The organism is Candidatus Defluviilinea gracilis (genome assembly GCF_057138825.1).
This window is the reverse complement of sequence record NZ_DBNHEF010000085.1, coordinates 70,001-91,692: the sequence shown is the minus strand read 5'-3', so window position 1 is coordinate 91,692 and position 21,692 is coordinate 70,001. Positions and strand designations below refer to the sequence as shown.

Below are 21,692 nucleotides of genomic sequence, written 5' to 3'. Positions count from 1 at the left end.
CTGGGCAGACCAAGTGAACCAATTGCGATTTCAGGTCCTTGCTTTTCTCGACCGTTTCTCTCACGGTTCTGAACCGCTCTTACGCTATACCGGCCTTATGTCAGAGTAATTTGTTAATGTTCAAAATGTCGCGTTACGTCTTTCGCTCAAAGATATTGGATAATCGTATTGAGAGGCTTTCTTTTTCTTACTTCAGGAATTATCTCTGGATACCCAACAAAAAACATCCCTTGCGGCTCCCAATTCTCGGGTAAATTTAAAGTTTTTTGGATTGTCTCTACCGCGAAAAGAGGCCAACATGCCCACACTCCCCCAAGCCCCTCGGCGTGCGCGGCTAATAACAATTGCATCCCCGCCGCGGCGACGGATTGGACAGTCATCCGAAATTCGGCTTTGATGCGTCGTTTGTCGGGATACGAGTCCATTTCGCTCATGTCGAGGCAGAGGAGAATGGCAACAGGCGCGGAGATGATGCGGTCTTTCGATCGCTTGAGTTGCGCTTGAATTTTTTCAGGGGGAATGCCGTCGCTTTCGAGATCGTGTTGGAAATCATCAGCCATCGCTTCGGCGAGTTTTTTTCGGGCGGATGAATCCGCCACTACGACGAATCGCCAGGGTTGGCGGTTGTGCGCGGAGGGGGCGAAGGTTGCCGTGGTGAGAATCGTCTCGATGACTGAATCAGGCACAGGGTCCGATGTGAAGCGGCGGATCGAGCGGCGACTCCGCAGGAAGTTGTGAAGTTCAGTTGTGGTCGTGGACATGAGTCGGCTTGATCTTGTAGATGATCCGCTTTTGCCCTTCGCGTTTTCCCCATGGTTTATTGTCATAGCGCATGGACAACATGTCGATATGTTCATCCGCGCCTTCTTTGGTGGAGCCGATAACTTCGCCGCGTATGCCGATGTAGCGATAACGGTCGTTGGGGTCTTGAATGGTCATCGCCACCTGGTTGCGCGCCTTCATGTTTTTATCTTTTAAGCGACCCTCGTTCGTGTTGATAAGAATGAAGTCTCCGTCCGCGCTGAACCACACAGGCGTCACTTGTGGCGCCCCGTCGGGCATGAGCGTGGCGAGATAGAGAAATGCTTTCGAGTCGGCGCTGATGAGGTCTTGATATTTGGTTTGGATTGTCATGGGTTGTCCTTGCTTGTTGTGATGCGGCAATGTTATCAAGTGTGAATAAGAATCTTGTTAGCGTTATAAAGTTCATTGTTCGTTCGGCAGTTCAACTGCCGAACGAACGGGTTATCATCGAAACAAATCCTGATCTTTCGGGCGGATCAATTCTTTCAGCGATGCTTCGCGCATTGGATATGGAAATCCGCGCACATGCACAACAGGCGTTCCCTCTGCGGCTTGCCCCATCATCAGCGACGCGGCGGCGGCGAGTTCGTCTGCTACGCCGACTGTTGTCACTTGTAATTTGAATCCAAACAGATCAGGTTTGCCGCGCAGATCTTCCAGCCCAGGGATTCCCGCGACGCCAATTGCGACGCCGACTGTGCCGTTACGCCACGCGCGTCCGTGTGAATCAATGATGAGACAGCCGATTCGTTTTCCGCTTTTGGATTGGATGTCGCTTCGCATCGTTTCCGCGCTTCGGTCTGGGTCGGCGGGAAGGAGGAGTACCCAGTCATCGTGTATTTGACGACTAAAGTCGTCACTACGGTTATCTACGTTCGAGTGATCGATCCCCGCGTTGGCGCAGACGAAGCCGAGTTTGTGTTCGACGATGATCGCGCCGACGCGGGAGCGCAAGACTTCGTTGCTTTCTTGTAGGATCAACTCAACGACGCGCGGGTCTTTCTCGGTCTGTTTGGCGAGTTCGATGGCGCGTTGCGACGGTGTGACTGTTGCCAGATTCACCGTCCGCCCTTCGGCTTTGGAGATCACTTTTTGGGCGAACACAAAGATATCGTCATCTTGCAAGTTGATCCCGATCCGTTGTGTTGCATCGACAACAATATCCGCCAGGTTGTCGCCGTGGCGGATGAGGGGAATGCCGGGGAGGGGGGTAAGACGGAGAGACATGCTGTGAACTGCGGTGTGCGATATGCGCAGTGGTTATTTGTGACTCGCTCCCGTGATACGGATCCCGGCATGAGTGGAACCGTATTGTTTGTTGATGTAGATCAACACGCTGGTCAAGCCTTCAAGCACCACCGAATTCTCGATGGGACCGGCGTCCCACCCTGTAAGCCCGGCGGCAGACACGAGTTTGAGCGCCTCGGCGCGCGCGTCCTTGCTGGTGCCGGTCACCAATACGTCGCAGTCCGCGCCTTCATCTTTGAGCAAATGTTCGTGCGAGATGTTTTGAAAAGCGGCGACCACTTCTACCCCTTCGCCAAGGATTTCCTTTGCCTCTTGCGCGGCAGACCCGGCGGGCGGCATTTGCACTTTGGTCACTTTTGGCGGCACAAGCGGGACGGTTACATCAATCAGGATTTTCCCTTTGAGCGCATTTTTCACGCCTTCGAGCGTTTCGCGATGCGCCGCGTACGGCACAGAGAGGACAACAATATCTGCCAGTTGCGCGGCTTCGAGGTTAGATGTGCCTACAATGGAGGTCGAACCTTCCATCAGTTGCATGATCTCCGAAGCGGCGGTGACGGCTTTTTCCGACGAGCGGGAACCGATCAGCACTTTGTAGCCAGCCGCCGCCCAGCGATAGGCAAGTCCTTTGCCTTCTTTGCCTGTTCCGCCTAACACTGCGATCGTTAAGAGTAGCGGTTCTTTTTCCTGAAATGCGTCCATATCACAATCCCTTTGCAACTTCTTTTTGATAACGCTCCCAGACTGCGGGAGCGAGTTCTTGCGCTTTCGCCGAGATTTCCGCTTCGTCCAAAGTAAGCAGTTGGCGATCCTTCATCAGGATTCTGCCCGCGACGATGGTGGTCGTGACCATACTTTGCTGAAAACCGAAAACGATGTGCCACGGGATGTTGCCCGCGGTCATGGGCGTGTTCGGATGGTACTCTACAAAAATAATATCTGCAAATGCGCCTGCGCTCAATTGCCCAATGGTCGCAGAGGGGAAGAAGACGTTCGCCAGCGCGGCATTGTTGTAGACCGCCATTTGTTGCACATCGTATCCGCCCATGCGGCGCGGGTCGCGGTGATGGACTTTGTGCAGGAGATACGCGGCTTTCCACTCCTCCCACATCGCGTTCGTGAAGCCGTCGTTGCCCAAACAAACTTTGATTCCCGCGCGCATCATCGACTCGATCTGCGCGACGCCAACGCCGTTGTTCATGTTCGAGCGCGGCTGGTGCGAAAGCCATGTCCTTGTTTCGGCGAGGATTTCCATTTCGCGCGCGTCGAAGTGGACTCCATGCGCGGTGATGGTGTTCGCTCCGAGGATACCGTGCTTTTGCAAACGGTCAACTACTCGCATCCCAGATTTATTCAAACTGTCGTACTCATCCGACTCGTGTTCGGCGGTGTGGACGTGAAAGCCGAATCCGCTGGGGAGGGCTTGGCGGCACAAGGCTAAAGAGGCGTCCGAAAGCGTCAGGCTGGCGTGCAGACCGAACGTCGCGGCGAGAAGCGGGCTTTTCGTCTTCTTGATGAAGCGGATGTTTTCGTTAATCCCCGCTTTCATTTTCGATTCGCCGTCGCGGTCGGTCACTTCGTAGCATAGCACCGCTCGCAGTCCAGACTTTTCGACTGCCTCGCTGATGATGTCGAGCGAGCCGTCAATCGCGTTGGGCGAGGCGTGATGGTCAATGAGGGTGGTCGTGCCGTGTTTGATCGCGTCCGCGAGGCAGGGGAGCGCGGAATATTCGATGCTGTCCGCGTCGAGCGAACGGTCGAGGGGCCACCACAACTTTTGCAGAATCTCAGGGAAATCTTTCGGCGCGGGTCCGGGGATCGCCATGCCGCGTGAGAATGCGCCGTAAAAATGCGTGTGCGCGCAGATGTTGCCCGGCATCACATATTGTCCGCGCGCGTCCAGTTTTTCTTCGCTCGGATATTTTTTTACGAGGTCGGCGCTTTTGCCGATCTCTTTGATGCGGTCGTTCTCGATGAGAATGGCATGGTCATCGAGGATGCGATTTTCTTTTTCCCATGTGACGAGTTTTGCGTTTGTGATCAGCATATCATCCGAGACCAAATTGATTGGGATGCGGAAGCCGCATGCCGTTCGCGCCAATTTCCTGCGCGGCAAGATAGGCGGCTTCGCGCACTTCGATGTCTTCGCCATACATGCCGTTGTATAACGCGCCGACAATCCCTTCATTTGCAATCGGCTTGAGATAGGGCAGGGCGGCAAGCCGTTCTTCGGTGCTCCCAAATTTGAAAGCGCTCAATAGCGCGTCGGTGGCGGGTCCGCTTTTTGAAATGCCCATGCCTTGTTTGCCGGCAAATTCGATCAGCCATGGAGTGTCTGATGGGTTGGGCAATTTCTGCGGGACGCGCGGATCAGGCTTGCTCCCTTGTTCGAGATATTGTGTGGCGAGGTTTCGCACGACCCATTGATCGTCTTCCACCTGCATTTTTTGCAAGAGTTCGATCGCCCAGGGTTGTTCGATTCGCGCCAGTCCGTGCACGACCGCTCGCCGCACCATGATGTCTGACAGGGTAACGCCTTCGCGCAGAACGGCGTGCCCCTCTGTCGCGTCGTTCGCCAGCGCTTCCGCCGCGGCTTTGCGGAGTTCTTCGTCGCCTTGCAATAATGCCCGCGCAACCGCCTCCAGCGATTTTTCGGTGCCGATGGCAACCAATGCTAGGCAGGCGGCGCGCCGAACCGCGCCAACCGGCGCTTGTAACGCGTTTTCGAGCGCCTCGATTGCTTTGGTATCGCGGATGCCTCCGCAACCAAGCGCGGCAAGCGGGATCACTTCAAACGAGCGTGAGTTGAGTAACTGCCTAAAGAGCGCGGCGGCGCCGGGGTCACCGCTGGCAACAAACGCCGCCATTGCCTGCCCGCGCAAGCCAAGTGGCTGTCCTTCGCTTTGCAGGATGTTCAACAACGCGGAAAATACCTTGCCGCGCCAAGCCGCTTCGCGGGGCGCATCACGCAACCAGTGAGCCACAGTGAATAACTGCACGTGCAGTGGCAGACTGGAATCTTTCATCATCGAATCTGCCAGTGAGGAAGCGTCGCCGCGCGCCGCAAAGTAATGCATGGTGACAGTCCTGCCATTCCATACCGGCTGGGTGAGTAATGTTTGATACGCTTCGTTGTCGCCGATCGCTTGCCCGGCGAGATAGCCATTCAACACCGAATGCAGGAAACGCATCTTGTTACCGGCGTGTGAGATCAGCAAACCGCTGTCCACCATTTTGCTTAGCAAGCCATGGGTCGGCGCATTGCCCGCTTTCGATTTCTTGATGCGAATTTTTTGCGATTCGGTGAGCGCGGCTTTTTCGTCCTTGTCGCTTTTTGTGACGGTTTCCGCGTGTTCCATCGGTTTGTCATCGACGATGTCGTATTGTTTCACCCAGGCGCGCGCCGAATGCGGATCGAACACCGGTTGCGCGGTGAGCGCAACCTGCATGGCGAGCAGTTCGAGCGCAGCCACCGGGGTTCCGGCGGGCGCCACGCGGCGGATGTGTGTGGCGATCGCGTCGAGCACGCCCGGACCCAAACTGTCACCGGCGTATGCGCCCCACACTTTGAGAGTCAGTTCGAAGGGGGTGAGACTGTGATTGTCGGTGGCTACCCAGGCGTTGAGCAGGAGGGCATCCACTGGCTCGGGTCCCGTTTGCGCGCGCGACTCCAGCGCGATAGTCTGCGACCAGCGTTCGCCCCATTGTTGGATGAATTTCGAAGCGGCTTTTTGATCCCAGGCAATCAGCGCCAGTGGGTTGAAACCCAGGCTGATCAGACCATTCAGTTGATGGGTGGAACCTGTCGTTACGATGCGAACTTTGGGGTAGGCGTGCGTCAGCGCCTTGAACCATGCCGTCACATGTTTTTGGCTCTCCGTATCCAGTTCGTCGAAGCCATCGATCAATAACAAGGCGCGCCCACCCTGAAATGTTTGCTGGACAAAGGCAGGCAAGCGGCTGAGATCAAAGATCGGGGCAAATTCTGTTACAACATTTATGAGAACGGTAAGCGGATCTTTTGTTGAATCGAACGGGAGCGCCAAATCTGCAACATGATATAGATAAGGAACCGCTTCTTCTTCAGATTTCGGGTCGATTCTAACCCTGAGGTTTGCCGCCAGGGACGCAAGGCGCGCCAGCGCGACTGTTTTGCCCGCTCCCGCCGCGCCTACGATGACAATGTTCGACCCGCCTGCAACGCTTTCGGCTAGTGTGAGTGTTGGCGCGCCGTATACGCCGGCGAGTTGGGTCCAATCTGGCATGTAGGGCAGGGTTTGCGAAATAATATCGTCCTGCAAAGGGATTATGCCCGGCTCCACGCGCGCCGGTGGCGCGACGAGACGAGGCTCCTGGAGAATTTCGTCGAGAGCAAACATCGACGCGGCGAGATGCATCCCTTGGGCGCGGCGCAAGGTGATGCGCCGGTGGTTGTCTTCTAACCCGCTTGTGCGGCGGACTTTGGCGGTTTCGCGGTTTTCTTTAAAGTTGTCTCGAACTTGGTTGAGGAGCGGCTTGGCGCGGCCAGCCAAATTGAAGAGTATGATCCCAATCACCATACCGATAACAAAAGATAGAGGGTCGATGTGCGGAATAGGCATGGGGGCTAAGTGGCGTACAAAATACGCCCGCAGGTAGGGCAGGTAAAAAATTGCGAGGCGGAGCGGGCGCTCTGGCGCTGGGAAGGCGTAAGCGTTGTGCCGCACGCCGCGCACGATGAATCGGTGACGGTGGTAATGGCGACTCCGCGTTTCTGCGCGCGGAGCGAATCATAGGTGAGCATGGCTGGTTGAGGAATTCCGCTCGTGACTGCCTTGCGTTCGGCATCAAGCCGTTCGATCTCTTTTTGGAGCGTCTCGCTTTCTTTTGTCAAGTCGTTGTATTGAATCGACTTGTCAGCCCGCACGCGTTCGAGTTGGGCTTTGCTGGCTTGCATGGCTTGGTCTGCATTCTCCAGGGTGTCCATCGCGTTGAGTTCGAGGTTTTCGAGGGTCGCCAGATGTTTTTTGAGCGAGGCAACATCCAATTGCAGGTCTTGCAACTCTTTGGGATTGCGCACCTGTCCGCCATATAAGCTGGATTCTGCCTGTTCGATCTTGATGCGCTGTTTTTCAACGTCGGCTTCTGTCGATTGGAAGGCGCGCTCGGCGGTTTTGAATCCGTTTTCGGAGGCGGAAAAGGCGTCCATGGCGGCGCGCAGTTCGCCGTCGTTTTGAAGCGTTTCTTGAATCGCTTTGAGTCGCCCGCGGATCTGATCCATCTGGCTATCCACTTGTTGCAGGCGAAAAAGACCAAGCGCGGCGCTCATGTTTGGATTATATACGAAGTCGCCTACTGGGTGGGCAGGTTGTAAAAGTTGTAAACTGTTTGTGATAATTGAGCGAAGAGCCCGGAGACCGGCTCCCAAATAGTTTGCTCCGGATGATAGGCGTAAATGACGAGGACGTAATTTCCGCCGGGCGTGTACACGATGGCGGCGTCGCTGATGTTTTTAATAACGCCTGTGCTGGGTTCGGTGATCCAGCCGTGTTTGTGCGCCACCTGGGTGCCTTCCGGCACGCCGGCTTCGATGAGCACGCCGATCTTGTCCAAGACGAGAAAATTGATCATCTGCTGGCAGATCTGGCTGTTGATCTTATCGGGGAATGCCGCAACGAGCGCGCCCCCATTTTCTGTGGCGCATTGATAGATGTCGGTGAGTAACATACCCGCGTCTGACGGGGTGGTCTGGTTGAAGGAATCGGGATCCGTGACCACATCGGCGCGTTGGTTCGCGGGTGTGCTGATTCTTTCAAGGAGTGGGCAGGGAAACTGGGCGCTGCAAAAGAACCCGGCGAGGAAGGTGTTTTCCAAGCCAATTTTGCGCATATCGTCGGTGACGATGAGCGGACCGCGGAACTCGTCGAGGCTTTCCATTAGCCGATCGGCAGGCGGGTTTTCGGATTTGCGAATCATGTCGAGAATGAGTTCGGAGGAGGCTGGCTCCAGCGCCGCGCTCCCGTTCTTGATGAAATACGAAACCATGATCGGGATTTTTACAGTACTCGACGCCGTGAAGGGCACATCGGGATTGGTAGAGATGACTTGACCCTTGTCCATGGCAAAGTGGATTTCCTGTCCATTTTGCAGGTCGAAGAGATATAGACCGATCACGCCGTCGAATTCCGCGACGTCGATATTTTGTTGAAGCAGGATTTCGAGGTTTTGAAAGGTGGGCCTGGCGGCAACGCTTTTTTGAAACGAGAGGGATACTTTTCGGTTGGAAGGCGAACGCAGGATATCCTCGATCAGGCGCACAGCGCGGTCGATGTCGAGAATGGTTCCGGGTTCGCCGGGCAGGAATGTTGTAGTTCCAGGAACAGGCTGAGGCGGCGTCGGTGGTTGATCGTAGCGCGCGGAAATTTCATTTTGTAGATACGCAGTGAGTTGAACTTCGTCGATGGTGGCGCTTAAGGGGATATCGACCGGGGCGGGCTGGCGCTGCCACAGGTAGTTCCAAAACCCACCCCAGAAGGAACCGCCCGTGCGCCCCAGGTCGGCGGCGGCGATCATCGAATCCATGTCGAGTTCGAAGCCGACCACCGAGGGCGCAATTTGAATGCTCGAATTATTGTAAGTAACTTCGATGGGCGATGAGTATACTTGCAATACGCGTTCCGATGCAATTTGCGGCGTCACGCCGCCAACGGGCACGCCTGCGATCGTCATACCGGCGGGATAGTTATTCCGCTGGCGACTGTATCCGATCAAGCCAATCACCACCAGGACCAACGCGACGGATAACAATCCGATGGAAACGCCGCGCAAGACCGGTATCGAACTTCTGTTTCTCACATTACCTCCGGTGTGCGAAAAAAAGTATAACACACCCAAAATTATCTTTATGCTAGAATAGCGGCGCATCTTGCGCATCGCTCTATTCACCTCGCGCAGATTTAAACCACTTGCAGGATGGGACGATGCTGCGAAATTTTTTGATCTATCTTTCCAAAGCCGCCTGGGCGCAAAAAATGATCACGAGTTGGGGCTTTGCCTGGAGAGCCGCTTCGCGTTTTGTGGCGGGCGACACAGCCAATGACGCGATTCGCGTGGTGCGCGAATTGAACGCAAGGGGCATCAACGCCACGCTCGACCAGTTGGGCGAGCACACCTCCACCGCCGAAGAAGCGAACGCCTCGGCAGACTCCATTGTGCAAGTTTTACAGGAAATAGATAAAGCGGGGGTTAAAGCCAACGTCTCCATTAAATTGACTCAGATCGGCATGGGGCTGGACGAAGAAACCTGCCGCCAGAATCTCGTGAAGATCCTTGAACAGGCAAAGAAAAGCAATAACTTCATCCGCATTGACATGGAAGACACGCCCTATACCGACATTACGCTTGCGATGTATCGTTCCATGTTGGAGCGAGGCTTCACTTCGAATCAAGTTGGGTTGGTTCAACAAGCGTATCTGTTTCGCACAGAAGCCGAAGTCCGCGAACTGCTCAACAGCGGCGCGCGACTCCGTCTCGTCAAGGGCGCGTACAACGAGCCGCCCGAAAAAGCCTTCCCGAAAAAAGCCGACACCGACGCGAACTACGACTTGCTTGCCAAAGTGATGATCGACGCGACGACCGCGAAAGAAAATAATTCCGTCAGCGCCGATGGACGCACGCCGCCGTTCATTGCCATTGCCTCGCACGACGACAAGCGCATTGACTTTGCGAAGAAGCACGCCGAAAAAATGAACTTGCCGAAAAACGCCATCGAGTTTCAAATGTTGTACGGCATCCGCCGCGATCTGCAGGAGCGATTGGTGAAAGACGGTTATCCCGTCCGCGTGTATGTCCCGTTCGGGGCGCAATGGTATCCGTATTTCATGCGCCGTCTCGCTGAACGCCCCGCAAATATTTGGTTCTTTGTGTCAAACTATTTCAGGAAGTAAACACGGAAACAGGTAAACAAGTAGACACGTATCCATGGAAAAACTTGCACTCGTCACCGGCGGCGCGCATCGTTTGGGGAAATCCTTCGTGCTGACTCTTGCCCGCCTCGGATACGACATCGTCCTTCATTATCATTCGGCTGTGGAGGAAGCGATTCAAACGCAGGGGATGCTTGAGTCGCTCAACGTCCGCGTTACCCTAGCCCCAGCCGACCTCACCGACCCTCAACAAATTCAATCTCTAGTCTCTAGTCTCCAATCTCTGAATATTCTCGTCAACTCCGCCGCCTTCATGCCCAGCGGAAATGTCGAATCGCTTTCGCTCGAAACCTGGGACTCGACTCTCGACCTCAATCTCCGCGCTCCGTTTTTGCTCGCGCAAGAGTGCGCTAAAAAAATGACCGATGGCGGTCTCATCGTCAACATCACGGATGTGGGCGCGCAAAAAGCGTGGAGCCGGTATCCATCGTACACCGTTAGCAAAGCCGCGCTTGAATCGTTGACCAAAATTCTTGCGCGCGCGCTCGCGCCGAAGATTCGCGTCAACGCCATTGCGCCAGGCTTCGTCCTGCAATCGGACATTGTTTCTGCCGACGTGTGGGAAAAGTTAATCAGCCGAGTCCCGCTCAAACGTCCCGCAAGAACCGAAGAAGTTGCATCCGCTCTCGAATTTTTAGTCAAGAACGAGTATATTACCGGTCAGACCATTGTTGTGGATGGTGGTTATTCGTTGGTGTGATCCGCGCTGAGCGTCCTTCGACTGCGTTCGACGTGGCGCCGCAGCGCCACTCCTCACTCCGCTCAGGACGGAAACGTTTGTATAGGAGAAATCATCATGTCCGAAATAAACGAACTTGCCGACAAATTAAAATCCGAGGGCGAAAAGTTTTATTCCATCTTCGCGGGCTTGAGCGACGAGCAATGGCAGGCGGAGGTCTACACCGAAGGCGCGACGTGGAGCGTCCGCAATGTGCTTTCGCACTTCGTCACCTCCGAGCGCGGACTGGTCAAACTCTTCGAGCGCATCCGTACGACTGGCGAGGGCGCCTCGGATGATTTTTCGATTGACCGCTATAACGCAACGCAACAAGAACGGACAAGAGACCTGCCGCCGCGCGAACTGCTGGAACAATATAAAGAAGTCCGCTCGAACTCTGTCGCGTGGGTGGCGGGGTTGAATGAGGAAGAACTTGAGATCGAAGGACGACATCCGTTTTTAGGCATGACCAAGATCCGCGATATGATCAAGATGTTGTACATCCACAACCAGAATCATTATCGTGATATGAAGAAAGTTCTAAAACCTTAAACACAAAGGACACGACGAGCACAAAGGCTTGCCCTGAGTTTATCGAAGGGAAAATCTAAGGAAAGGCGATTCGCTCGCGATTTGCCCAACCTTAGTGACCTTTGTGTCCTTCGTGGTAAAAAATGAATCTTTCCCCTTTCAAACTCGAACGTTATTTCGCCAAGTACGAATTCAATACGGAATTTTTACTTTGTTCATCGGACTGCGAAGCCATGCCCATCGCGGATTTGCTTGCCATGGAAGCAGGCGCGGCGGAAAAATTTCAACAAACATGGCTGGGATACACCGAGTCGCTTGGGCATCCTGCTTTGCGAAAAGAGATCGCTAAAATTTACGAAACGATCCAGCCCGAAGAAATTTTGGTTCACACCGGCGCGGGCGAGGCGATCTTCCTGTTCATGCTTGCCGCGTTGAAAGAGAACGACCACATCATCGTCCATGCGCCGCATTATCAATCGCTGAGCGAAGTGGCAAAAGGGATGGGGTGCATGGTCAGCCCATGGCGGGCGCGCGAGGAAAATAACTGGTCGCTGGACCTGGACGAACTGCGTCATCTCGTCCGCTCTTCGACGAAGGCGATCGTCATCAACACGCCGCACAACCCGACGGGTTATCTCATGTCGAAGTCGGATTTTGAAGCGGTGAACAGATTCGCGCAGGAAAAGAATCTGCTATTGTTCAGCGACGAGGTCTACCGCGAATCGGAATACGACCCGTCGCTTCGACTCCCTGCCGGCGCGGACATGGGCGCGCACGCCGTCTCGCTGGGCGTCACGTCCAAAACCTACGGCTTGGCTGGCTTGCGGATCGGCTGGATCGCGGCGAAGAACAAGTCAATTTACGAAAAAATGGCTGGGCTGAAAGATTACACCACCATCTGCAACTCCGCGCCGAGCGAATTTCTTGCCGAGGTCGCGCTGCGGAATCGCCAAAAACTCGTTGCGCGGAATGTCGGCATCATCAAAAGCAATCTCGAGATCGTTGACGATCTTTTTGCTCGTCATTCAAATCTGTTTGCATGGGTTCGTCCCGCCGCTGGCTCAATGGGATTCCCGAAACTGTTGACGGGCAACACAGAAGATTTTTGCGATACTCTGGTGAAACAAGCCGGCGTTCTCCTCCTGCCCGGCTCAGCCTACGACGACTCAAAAAACCACTTCCGCATCGGGCTGGGACGAAAAAACCTCCCGCAAGCAGTGGAGCGGCTGGATCAATTCTTGAACAACAATTAACCGCCAAGTCCGCAAAGACCGCGAAGTTTTTCTTTTGTTCCATTCACCCTGCGCTCATTGCCATTCACCTTCGTTTCTCCAATGTCCAATCGAAAATCGTAAATCCAAAATCGTAAATCGTCAGTCTCCAATCTCCAGTCTCCAATCTCTAATTCTCCAATTCTCTAATCCCCACCACTTCCCCCCTCATGCCCCTCCACCTCCTCCTCACCGCCCTCACCTACACCTTCGGCGCAAGCATCGCCGACTACCTCGGCAAACCATTCCTCGCCGCTCCGTTCTGGTTAGGACTGCTGGTCGTCCTCCTCGCGCAAACGACAATGAGTCTCTTGCCCGAAGTCTTTCGCTTGGACGCGGAACCTCTGCTCGAAAACGAGACTCGCTCCAAGCGACAGATCCTCCGCAATAATCATCTTTACACATCATTGGCATGTATCGTCATCATTGCCCTAACCGCGTACATCCTCTTTGCCAATAACGCCCTCCCACTTTCCACTTTCTTCTTTCTTCTCCTCTCCCTCGCCATCGTCTTCACACACTCCCTCCCTCCCTTCCGCTTCGTCAATCGCGGCGCGGGGGAATTTCTCCTCGCCATTCAACTCGCTTATGTGATTCCCTCCATCGCCTTCACGCTTCAAGCGGACAAAACTCATCGCTTCCTCGTCCTCGCCATTCCACTGACCCTCCTTGCCTTTTCCTATTTCATTGCGCGAAACTTTCAATCCTTTGCGCAAGATCAAAAATACAACCGCGTCACTTTCCTCACGCGCCTCGGCTGGGAGCGCGTTGTGCCTCTGCATCATCTCTTCGTCTTGCTCGCGTATTTTCTCTTTACCATGTCGCCGCTCTTCGGCATCTCGCTTTCATTGATCTGGTCTGTGTTCCTCACGTTCCCCTTTGCCCTCTTTCAAATTTTCCTCCTGCGCAACATCAGCCTCGGCGCCAAACCCAACTGGACTCTCCTCCACGCCGCCGCGCTCGCCGTCTTCGGACTCGCCACCTACTTTCTGACTCTCACCTTCTGGCTCCGCTGACTTGTAACTCGTATCTTGTATCTCGCGACTTGCCTCCCCATGCCCGAATTCCTGACTCTCCTCCCGCCCGATGAAGCCCGCGCCCGCCTCCTCTCGCATCTCCCCGCAGGGACAGTTGATTCGGAACCCGTCAACGTTATCGCATCGGTGGGCCGCGTTCTCGCGGAAGACATCCACGCGCCGCATTCACTGCCGGAGTTTGAACGCTCAACCGTTGACGGCTACGCCGTCCGCGCGCGAGACACCTTCGGCGCGTCCGATTCACAGCCCGCATATTTGACGCTCATCGGCGAAGCGCCGATGGGCGTCGCGCCCGCCTTTGAGATCGAGCCGGGTCAGTGCGCGTTGATCCACACCGGCGGCATGTTGCCAGGCGGCGCAGACGCGGTGGCGATGTTGGAATATTCGCAAAAGACCCGTGAGGTCTCCAAAGACCTCGCGGGTCTATCGCAAGAAATCGAAATCTTCCGCGCGGTGGCGGAGGGGGAGAACGTCATCCGCGTGGGCGAGGACGTGGTTGCGGGTCAGGCGATCCTGCCGAAAGGGCGGGTGATGCGTCCCGCCGAAATTGGCGGACTGCTCGCGCTGGGGATCACCTCCGCGCGCGTAGGCAGATTAGTACGGGTTGGGTTGATCTCAACAGGAGATGAAATTGTTGATCCGAGTCAACATCCACACGCGGGACAAGTGCGCGACGTCAACTCGTATACATTGTCCGCGCTGATCGAAAAAAGCGGGGGCGTGGCAAAACGCTTCGGGATTATCCGCGACCAGTTCGAGGCGTTGAAAGACGCGGCGGCGCGGGCGTTATCCGAATGCGACATGGTCGTCATCACCGCGGGGTCGTCCGCCTCCACGCGCGACATGACCGCCGACGTCATCCGCTCGTTGGGCGAACCCGGCGCGCTCGTTCATGGGATCAACACCCGCCCCGGCAAACCGACTATTTTAGGCGTGTGCGACGGCAAAGCCGTGATCGGACTGCCCGGCAATCCCGTCAGCGCGTTGGTGAACGGCTATTTATTCGTCCTGCCGGTGATCGAAAAATTATTGGGCGCGTTGCCAAGACCAAAACCAACTGTGCCTGCGCGCCTCACAGTAAATTTGCCGTCGCAAGCAGGCCGTGAAGATTGGTGTCCCGTGAATTTGATCGTCAATCGTCAATCGTCAATCGTCAATTACGAGGCTGACCCCGTCTTCGGAAAATCGAATTTGATCTTCACGCTGGCAAACGCCGACGGCTTGTTGCGGATCCCGCCGGACGCGACGGGGTTGAGCGCGGGCGAACTGGTCGAGGTGATATTGATATGAACCGCGGAGAGACTCCATGATCGAACTATTCAACAAGCCCGTAGGATTCTTCCTCCTCATCATGACGATCATCCTCGTCACGCCTCTGCTTTCAGAGCGCGTGCGTTTGCCGGGCATCGTCGGCATCATCCTCGGCGGGATGCTCATCGGTCCCCACGGACTTGGACTCATCGAAGACGGCGACCGAATGCAATTCCTGTCCACGATCGGGCTGGTGTACTTGATGTTCAGCGCGGGACTGGAAGTGGACATCAACACCTTCATGCGCGTGCGCGGACGCGCGGTCGTGTTTGGCGTCATCACTTTTATATTTCCGCAACTGATGGGCATGGGGCTGGGATATTTGCTCGGCTTGAACTGGCTCGGCATGATCCTGCTCGGCTCAGCGTTTGCCTCGCACACGCTGATCGCGTTTCCCATCCTCACGCGCCTCGGCGTGACGCGCAACGAAGCCGTGGCAGTGACGGCAGGCGCGACCGTCCTCACCGACATCGGCGCGTTCATCGTGCTGGCAATTGTGTTGGGCGCGTCGAACGGCGGCATCACGGTCGGTTACTTCATCGAGTTATTCATCCTGCTTGCCATCTTCGCCGCGCTCATCATTTTCGGTTTGCCGCGCTTGAGCAAATTTTTCCTCCAACGTTTCAGCGAACGCGCGGTTGAATTTCAATTCATCATCGTCGCGTTGTTCGTCGCCGCGTTCGGCGCGGAACTCATCGGCGTGCATGAAGTCGTCGGCGCGTTTCTCGCGGGGCTGGCGGTCAACGCCACATTGCCGCGCCATAGTTCCGTCACGGGGCATGTGCTGTTCATGGGCGAATCATTTTTCATCCCCGTGTTCCTTTTGTACAGCGGCATGATCACCGATCCGCTTTCGTTCCTCGACGACTCAAAAACCATCGTCGTCGCGCTCGGCGTCACGATCGTCGCATACGTTTCAAAATTTCTCGCGGCATGGCTCACCGCGCGAATTTTCAAATACACCAAAGCCGAATTCTGGACGGCATACGGACTCTCGCACGCGCAAGCCGCCGTCACCATCCCGACTCTCGTCATCGGTCTGCAAACGCAACTCTTCGACTCGACTCTCTTCAACGCCGCCATCTTGATGATTCTCCTCACCTCGATCACCTCGCCGCTCCTTGTGCAACGCTTCGCTCCGGGACTTCAAACTGATTCGGCTGACGACCAGCCTTCGCCCCTCTTCGGGCGGATTCTCGTTCCCGTCAGTAATCCCAAAACGGAGGGGCAGTTGGTCGGGTTGGCGACATTGTTGGCAAAAGTCCACGATGGGAAAGTGATCGCCGTCAGCGTGGCGAAAGACCGCGGCGCGCAGGAAAATAGTTTGATGCTTCACCGCGAAATGCTCGGGCGCGTCCACGATGCGTTGCAAGATCCCGAAAGCGAGATCGAGTTGATTCCGCGTCTCGCCGCCACGCACGCGCAGGGAATCTTATACACCGCGTCCGAACAGAACGCCTCGCTCATCGTCATGGGCTGGCGCGGCAAACGGACTCTGCGCGAATCGCTCCTCGGCTCCGTCTTGGATGAGGTCGTCTGGGGATCGGATGCGCCCGTGATCGTCGGCAAACTACCGATGCCATTGAACGGAACTCAACGCGTCGCGTTCGTCTTGCCTCGCAAATCCATTCCGCACATTGCCCTGCGCCGTATGATCGAAGCGAATCTTTTAATCGCGCAGGCGCTCAATGTCCCTCTGATCATCCGCGCCGACGCGAGTTACCTGCAATCCATCGAGGCGTTGCGCGTCGCCATGGAGACAGACTATCCCGTCAGCGTTGAACCGTTGAAAGACCAACTCAAACCTGCCGCGCTCGAACAGGAAAGCGTCAGCAGTTTCATCGTCGTGCCGGGATTCGGCTCGCGCAAACGAGTTGCGGACACGCTGGGCAACCTCCCCGAACAACTCGCCGCCTCGTTTGAAGGCAATCTGGCGATTTTGCATTTTGATCGATAGGCGTTGGCGGTAATCAACTCAGACGCCCGACAAATCCGAATTACATGTCTTCGTCGTCCTCGTAAAGGTCTTCCGGTGTGATGATGTCGAGGTTGACGCGCCCTTCGTCGAACGCCGCATCGAGCGTATGCTTGATCTCTTCCTCCATGCCCATCTTCATCAGAAAGTGGATCAAATACGCGTTCACAGATGGATCGAACGTTTTTGTATTTCCGAGTATTTTTTCGAAGCCTCTGACAATTTTATATCCCATTGCGTTGTTGTCTTCAGCCAATTGATGCAGACTGTCTGCCGCCAATCCGCGTTGCTTGATTGAGGCGGAAGGATTTTCGAGGATCATCCAGAGCGACGGTTCGACTTCTCTGCCCATGTCTGCCCAGATATGCGGAAGATGATCGGAGAGCCAGTCATCCTCAAGGTCGGCGAGAGGCGCGAGCGCGGGAGCGGATTCCCATGCTTGCAGCGCGCCGAGCGCATGGATGGCATGCCAGGGCGCCCAGCTTTCCCTCTCTGCGGGCCAACCGTTCAGTAGACCGGGGTCCAGCGCCATACGCGTGAGCGCGGGAATATGTTTTCTCCAATGCGCGAAATCCGCCTCGTCTGTGAATTTGTGCGATCTGTGCAAATCAGCGCCCCATTCGAGCAGTTCGTTGATCGGCGCTGGATAAGCGGCCGGCTGGGGCGCGTTGAAATCCTCCGGGCGCGGCGGAACGGCGGGCGGCGTGATATCTTCCCAATCGCGCCAGCCGTACAAGAGCAGTTTGTCCAGCTCGTTCGTTTCACCCGGCTTGCCTGCCTCTCTGAGGGCTTTGACGTGCGATTCGTATAACTCGTCTTTCTCCCTGTTCGTATAATACCTCAACCCTGCGCCGAAACGCGCATAACGGTGGCGATAGTCCCGATAACTTTTTGCGTCGTCGGCGATGAGCGTCGACAGATTCAAAATCTCGCCGATCGTTTTTGTGGCTCGCTCCACTTCCTGCGCGCCATATTTATCCGCCAGCCGATGGACCCGGTGTTTGTCGGGCTTTTCGCCCATCGCCATGAGTTTGACGAGTTCCAACATAAGTTCTTTTCGCAGGAGGATGATCTGCTCCCGCTCTTCCGGTGATGGATACCCTGCGCGGTGTTTCAGCCATTCGATTTGCGCCGTTCCTGTTCGTTTGACTGCCTGTCGTCTGTGCTTGCTCATGACATACTCCTTTTTTGGCGATGATCGTCGGTGGACCGCAGAAATAAGTTCTCGACGCAGTCGCGCTGCGTCAAGGTAGGCGACGCGGTTTGCCGGGCAAATCGAACCGCATTCCCAGCGCGAGAGTGTCGGCTACACATACAGGTCATTAAAGTAATTGACCAAAAACACGTTACATAACTCGTCGGGTAGATTGTCCAAGACTTCATTGATGAACGCCATCTCAGTCGGGAGCTCCGCGCCGGAGAGTCCCGCGCTGGCGGCGAGTTGACCGAATGCCGCCTCGGGGTCTGGGCTTTGCAGTGTCGCGGCGATCATGCTTTTGATCATCTCTGAATCGATCGGCGGCTTGGACTTCACGATCTCAACGCATGCTTTCAAATCCTTGAGCAGCAGCTCGGCGTTATCCGCGTTCCCTTGGCTGACCGAGATGTGCAAGTTGCGGGGAATCGCGGGCGTGGAGAACTGTCCCTGCAAGTACCAGCCGCGTTTGCCCATCTCATCCGCCAGTTGATAGACGTTCAGCGAATCGGAGGCGAAGGAAAACATGCTCATGGCGGGTTTGCCCAAGACGTACAACTCGTCCATGGCGTCGATCCCGTCCATTAACTTTTTTGCGGCATCCTGAACTTTTTGAATGATCTTTTTATAACCGTCTTCGCCCAGAAAATTCAGAACCGCCCAAGCCCCCGCCATCGGTCCGCCAGACTTGGAACTCAACACGGTCGGGTTGATCAACGTGTATCCAGTCGTATCGGTGCACGCGAAGATCTGGTATTTGCGGATGGACCTGTCGCGGTACATGATGACCGAACAACCCTTGGCGGCATACCCGTATTTATGCAAATCCGTCGAAATGGACGTGACGCCATCCACCGTGAAATCAAAATCGGGAATGTCGTAGCCCAATTTCCGCATGAACGAAAGGTGCAGTCCGCCGACGCATCCATCCACGTGAAATAACAGATTGTGTTTTTTTGCGATGGCGCCGATCTCCGCGATCGGGTCGATCATCCCTTGCGAATAACTCGGCGCGGAAGCAACCAATAAGATGGTATTTTCATTGACCGCTCCTTCCATGTCGCTGGCTTGCACCGTAAGCGTTTTTGGATCAAGATCGACGACCACAGGCTTTACGCACAAATAGTGCGCGGCTTTATGGAAGGCGGCATGAGCGTTCCTTGGCACGATCATTTCAGGATGTGTGATCTGCGGCTTTTCAACCCGCGCCTTGTCGCGCGCCGATTTGACCGCCAACATGATCGATTCGGTTCCGCCGCTCGTCAGGTGACCGACCGCGTTGGCATCGCCGCGCAGCAAATTGATGACCATTCGCGCGACATCGGTTTCCAATTTCAAGATGGACGGAAACACCGACGGGTCAAGTCCGTTTTCGCTCAGGAAGGACGCGTACGCCTCTTTCGTGACTTCGCTCGGGTCTTCCCCCGCGTCGTAGACATAACACCAAACCTTCCCGCCTTTCCAATCCATGTCTCGCGCTTTGAAGGCTTGCAGTGTGGAGAGTATCTCTTGCTTCGATAATCCTGTTTGTGGGATGCGCATGTAGTTTCCTTAAGCGGATGAGTTCTTTCGGCGAATTATACTTGGCGCAACTCGCCCGCGTCGAATTAATCCCATCGCTCCGATTGTCGCAGATGAAAAAAGTGACTGTCATCTTGAAGATGACAGTCACTTCGCGCAACTCATCCGCGCCGTATCAACCCCATCGCCCCGATCATCACGACCGCGCCGCCTACCGCGACTAAAAATCCCATCACACTAAACCCCACAGGGACAGCCATCCCCAACGTGTTCATGATCCCCGCGCCGATGAACGCCCCGAGGATACCGACGACGATGTTCGCCACCGGTCCCATCCTGCGGTTCTTGCCCGTGAGAATGCTGGCAACCCATCCCGCCAATGCCCCAAAAATTAACCATGCGATGAAAGTGATCATGTGTGCCTCCACGATTTTATGAGATTGTTTTGATGTGCGAATATCCGATAATCCGTTCATCCGAAGTGACGAGCGGACAATTATGAATTCTTGCAGTGGCTACGATGATTTGATCGGCTGGGTCGCGATGAAATTCTCCGGGCAGGCGGGTCGACTCTACCGAGATTTCAGGAGAAAGTTCCAAGAATCGGATACCTGGATAATTCAAAGCCTCCTCGATCCATTTTTCAACAGGAGTGGACAGTTCTAGCCGACCAAGTTCAACCAGTTTGGCAACTTCCCAGCAGGTGATTGCGCTGATTCCGATCACATCATCTTCGTTGGCTTGGATCGCGCTAATTTGATTTTTCGTGAGCTGTTCTCCCCCGTGGACCCACCAAACCCATACGTGTGTATCCAGAACGATCATTTCATCGCTTCCCAATCGTTTACTGCCGCGCCTTGAAACGGCTCACGATAAACGACGGGTTTTCCGCGCAACGGATATTTGCGCGCAGATTTTTTTCCTTTGCGTACTACGACCTCCACCGTTTGCCCTGGTTTGAACGGCAGGTCTTTGATGGAAATGCGTCCCTTTTTTGTAATGGTAGTTTTTGTGTAATACGTGCGTTGCATGTGTGCCTCGCTTTTCACAAATTATACCTGCATATTTGATTGGCTTCCCCACGGTAACTTGCCCAAATCCACATTCCCGCCACTCAAGATTACTCCCACCTTCAACCCCGCGAGATCAACTTTCTTTTCCCACAACACAGCCACCGCCACTGCCGACGATGGCTCGATGACGATCTTCGCTCGCTCCCAGATAAATTTCATCGCCTCCACAATTCCCTGCTCGCTCACAGTGACGATTCGTTCCACGCGCGATTGAATGATCGCAAATGTTCGTTCGCTCAGCGACGTGAGCAGACCATCCGCGATTGTTTTCGGATGTTCCGACGGCAACACGTTCCCCGAGTGTAATGAGCGAAACGCATCGTCTGCCATTTCGGGTTCGCCGCCCAGCACGCGGATTCCCTTTTTGGTTTCCGTCGCCGCGATGGACGTTCCGCTCAACAATCCGCCGCCGCCGACGGGCGCGATGATGGCGTCGAGGTCGGGGATCGAATCAAGCAACTCGAGCGTGGCAGTTCCCTGTCCAGCGATGACGCGCTCGTTGTCAAACGGGTGGATGACCGCCGCGCCGGTCGCTTCCGCCACACGACGGAGAGTCGCTTCGCGCGCCTGTACAGTTGATTCGCAGTAGGAAATTTTTCCTCCATACCCAGCCACCGCGTCCTTCTTCACCTGCGGAGCGTTCTCAGGCATGACGATGTGCGCCGCGATACCGCGCATCCGCGCCGCGAGCGCCAACGCCTGCGCATGATTCCCCGACGAGTGTGTGCAGACCCCATGCTTCGCTTCCTCGTCGCTCAATGAAAAGACCGCATTGCACGCGCCGCGAAATTTAAACGCGCCCACCTTTTGAAAATTCTCGCACTTGAGAAACACCTGCGCGCCGACTCGCGCGTTGAGGCTTTCATTCGTCAACACAGGCGTGCGATGCGCGTACGGTTTGATCCGTTCCGCGGCTTGCTGAATGTGAGCGAAAGTGACGGTCATAGTTTCTTGTTCATATCCTCGTTCAAAATCAACTCGATAGATCGGCGGCTCGACCTCGCTCCGCAGGCAAAAATTTTTAACGAACAGCCGCGCGATGCC

Annotated in this window: 21 protein-coding genes; 7 read left to right on the top strand and 14 right to left on the bottom strand. The window is 55.3% G+C overall.

The window, feature by feature from the left end; translation table 11 throughout:
• Positions 1–146: 146 nt before the first annotated feature.
• The 8 genes from AC16KF_RS18660 to AC16KF_RS18625 all read right to left on the bottom strand — a co-directional run bounded on the left by AC16KF_RS18660 (position 147) and on the right by AC16KF_RS18625 (position 8,886).
• Positions 147–761 (bottom strand): nitroreductase family protein, encoded by a 615-nt coding sequence (locus AC16KF_RS18660; protein ID WP_484038874.1) that lies wholly within the window; start codon positions 759–761, stop codon positions 147–149.
• Positions 742–1,134 carry a PPOX class F420-dependent oxidoreductase gene (locus tag AC16KF_RS18655; RefSeq protein WP_484038873.1) on the bottom strand — a complete coding sequence of 131 codons (393 nt, stop codon included), beginning with the start codon at positions 1,132–1,134 and terminating at the stop codon, positions 742–744. The genes AC16KF_RS18660 and AC16KF_RS18655 overlap by 20 nt, the downstream gene beginning before the upstream one ends.
• A gap of 114 nt (positions 1,135–1,248) precedes the next feature.
• Complete coding sequence (gene cofE / locus AC16KF_RS18650) at positions 1,249–2,031, bottom strand: coenzyme F420-0:L-glutamate ligase (protein ID WP_484038872.1); 783 nt, start codon at positions 2,029–2,031, stop codon at positions 1,249–1,251.
• A 33-nt stretch (positions 2,032–2,064) separates the two neighbouring features.
• Positions 2,065–2,754 (bottom strand): NADPH-dependent F420 reductase, encoded by a 690-nt coding sequence (gene npdG, locus AC16KF_RS18645; RefSeq protein WP_484038871.1) that lies wholly within the window; start codon positions 2,752–2,754, stop codon positions 2,065–2,067.
• Between the two features lies 1 nt (position 2,755).
• The gene (ssnA, locus tag AC16KF_RS18640) at positions 2,756–4,099 is read right to left on the bottom strand and encodes a putative aminohydrolase SsnA (RefSeq protein ID WP_484038870.1); all 1,344 of its coding nucleotides are present in this window, start codon (positions 4,097–4,099) and stop codon (positions 2,756–2,758) included.
• A gap of 1 nt (position 4,100) precedes the next feature.
• Positions 4,101–6,653 carry a HEAT repeat domain-containing protein gene (locus AC16KF_RS18635; protein ID WP_484038869.1) on the bottom strand — a complete coding sequence of 851 codons (2,553 nt, stop codon included), beginning with the start codon at positions 6,651–6,653 and terminating at the stop codon, positions 4,101–4,103.
• A 5-nt stretch (positions 6,654–6,658) separates the two neighbouring features.
• Positions 6,659–7,360, bottom strand: a complete 702-nt coding sequence (locus AC16KF_RS18630) for a zinc ribbon domain-containing protein (RefSeq protein ID WP_484038868.1) — start codon at positions 7,358–7,360, stop codon at positions 6,659–6,661.
• A 23-nt stretch (positions 7,361–7,383) separates the two neighbouring features.
• A complete protein-coding gene (locus AC16KF_RS18625) occupies positions 7,384–8,886 on the bottom strand; it encodes a serine hydrolase (RefSeq protein WP_484038867.1) in 1,503 nt (500 codons plus the stop codon).
• Between the two features lie 125 nt (positions 8,887–9,011).
• Between AC16KF_RS18625 and AC16KF_RS18620 the strand changes: the two genes are divergently transcribed.
• From AC16KF_RS18620 to AC16KF_RS18590, 7 genes are all read left to right on the top strand, one after another.
• Positions 9,012–9,977, top strand: coding sequence for a proline dehydrogenase family protein (locus AC16KF_RS18620; RefSeq protein WP_484038866.1), 966 nt, complete (start codon positions 9,012–9,014; stop codon positions 9,975–9,977).
• Positions 9,978–10,011: 34 nt separating this feature from the next.
• Complete coding sequence (locus AC16KF_RS18615) at positions 10,012–10,716, top strand: SDR family NAD(P)-dependent oxidoreductase (protein WP_484038865.1); 705 nt, start codon at positions 10,012–10,014, stop codon at positions 10,714–10,716.
• 96 nt (positions 10,717–10,812) lie between these two features.
• Entirely contained in the window at positions 10,813–11,286 is a 474-nt protein-coding gene (locus tag AC16KF_RS18610) for a DinB family protein (protein WP_484038864.1), read from the top strand.
• Between the two features lie 122 nt (positions 11,287–11,408).
• Positions 11,409–12,518 (top strand): aminotransferase class I/II-fold pyridoxal phosphate-dependent enzyme, encoded by a 1,110-nt coding sequence (locus tag AC16KF_RS18605; RefSeq protein WP_484038863.1) that lies wholly within the window; start codon positions 11,409–11,411, stop codon positions 12,516–12,518.
• Positions 12,519–12,706: 188 nt separating this feature from the next.
• Positions 12,707–13,552 carry a prenyltransferase gene (locus AC16KF_RS18600; protein WP_484038862.1) on the top strand — a complete coding sequence of 282 codons (846 nt, stop codon included), beginning with the start codon at positions 12,707–12,709 and terminating at the stop codon, positions 13,550–13,552.
• A 39-nt stretch (positions 13,553–13,591) separates the two neighbouring features.
• Entirely contained in the window at positions 13,592–14,863 is a 1,272-nt protein-coding gene (locus tag AC16KF_RS18595) for a molybdopterin-binding protein (RefSeq protein ID WP_484038861.1), read from the top strand.
• A gap of 16 nt (positions 14,864–14,879) precedes the next feature.
• On the top strand, positions 14,880–16,841 hold the full coding sequence (locus tag AC16KF_RS18590) for a cation:proton antiporter domain-containing protein (protein ID WP_484038860.1): 1,962 nt from the start codon (positions 14,880–14,882) through the stop codon (positions 16,839–16,841).
• 40 nt (positions 16,842–16,881) lie between these two features.
• Here AC16KF_RS18590 and AC16KF_RS18585 read toward each other — a convergent pair whose 3' ends face one another.
• The 6 genes from AC16KF_RS18585 to AC16KF_RS18560 all read right to left on the bottom strand — a co-directional run bounded on the left by AC16KF_RS18585 (position 16,882) and on the right by AC16KF_RS18560 (position 21,593).
• Positions 16,882–18,033 carry a hypothetical protein gene (locus AC16KF_RS18585; protein ID WP_484038859.1) on the bottom strand — a complete coding sequence of 384 codons (1,152 nt, stop codon included), beginning with the start codon at positions 18,031–18,033 and terminating at the stop codon, positions 16,882–16,884.
• A gap of 132 nt (positions 18,034–18,165) precedes the next feature.
• Positions 18,166–19,596, bottom strand: a complete 1,431-nt coding sequence (locus AC16KF_RS18580; protein ID WP_484038858.1) for a pyridoxal phosphate-dependent decarboxylase family protein — start codon at positions 19,594–19,596, stop codon at positions 18,166–18,168.
• A 140-nt stretch (positions 19,597–19,736) separates the two neighbouring features.
• Positions 19,737–19,991 carry a GlsB/YeaQ/YmgE family stress response membrane protein gene (locus tag AC16KF_RS18575; RefSeq protein ID WP_484038857.1) on the bottom strand — a complete coding sequence of 85 codons (255 nt, stop codon included), beginning with the start codon at positions 19,989–19,991 and terminating at the stop codon, positions 19,737–19,739.
• 16 nt (positions 19,992–20,007) lie between these two features.
• Positions 20,008–20,400 (bottom strand): type II toxin-antitoxin system VapC family toxin, encoded by a 393-nt coding sequence (locus AC16KF_RS18570; protein WP_484038856.1) that lies wholly within the window; start codon positions 20,398–20,400, stop codon positions 20,008–20,010.
• Positions 20,397–20,606 carry a hypothetical protein gene (locus tag AC16KF_RS18565; protein WP_484038855.1) on the bottom strand — a complete coding sequence of 70 codons (210 nt, stop codon included), beginning with the start codon at positions 20,604–20,606 and terminating at the stop codon, positions 20,397–20,399. The genes AC16KF_RS18570 and AC16KF_RS18565 overlap by 4 nt, the downstream gene beginning before the upstream one ends.
• Positions 20,607–20,627: 21 nt before the next feature.
• A complete protein-coding gene (locus AC16KF_RS18560; protein WP_484038854.1) occupies positions 20,628–21,593 on the bottom strand; it encodes a pyridoxal-phosphate dependent enzyme in 966 nt (321 codons plus the stop codon).
• Between the last annotated feature and the right edge of the window lie 99 nt (positions 21,594–21,692).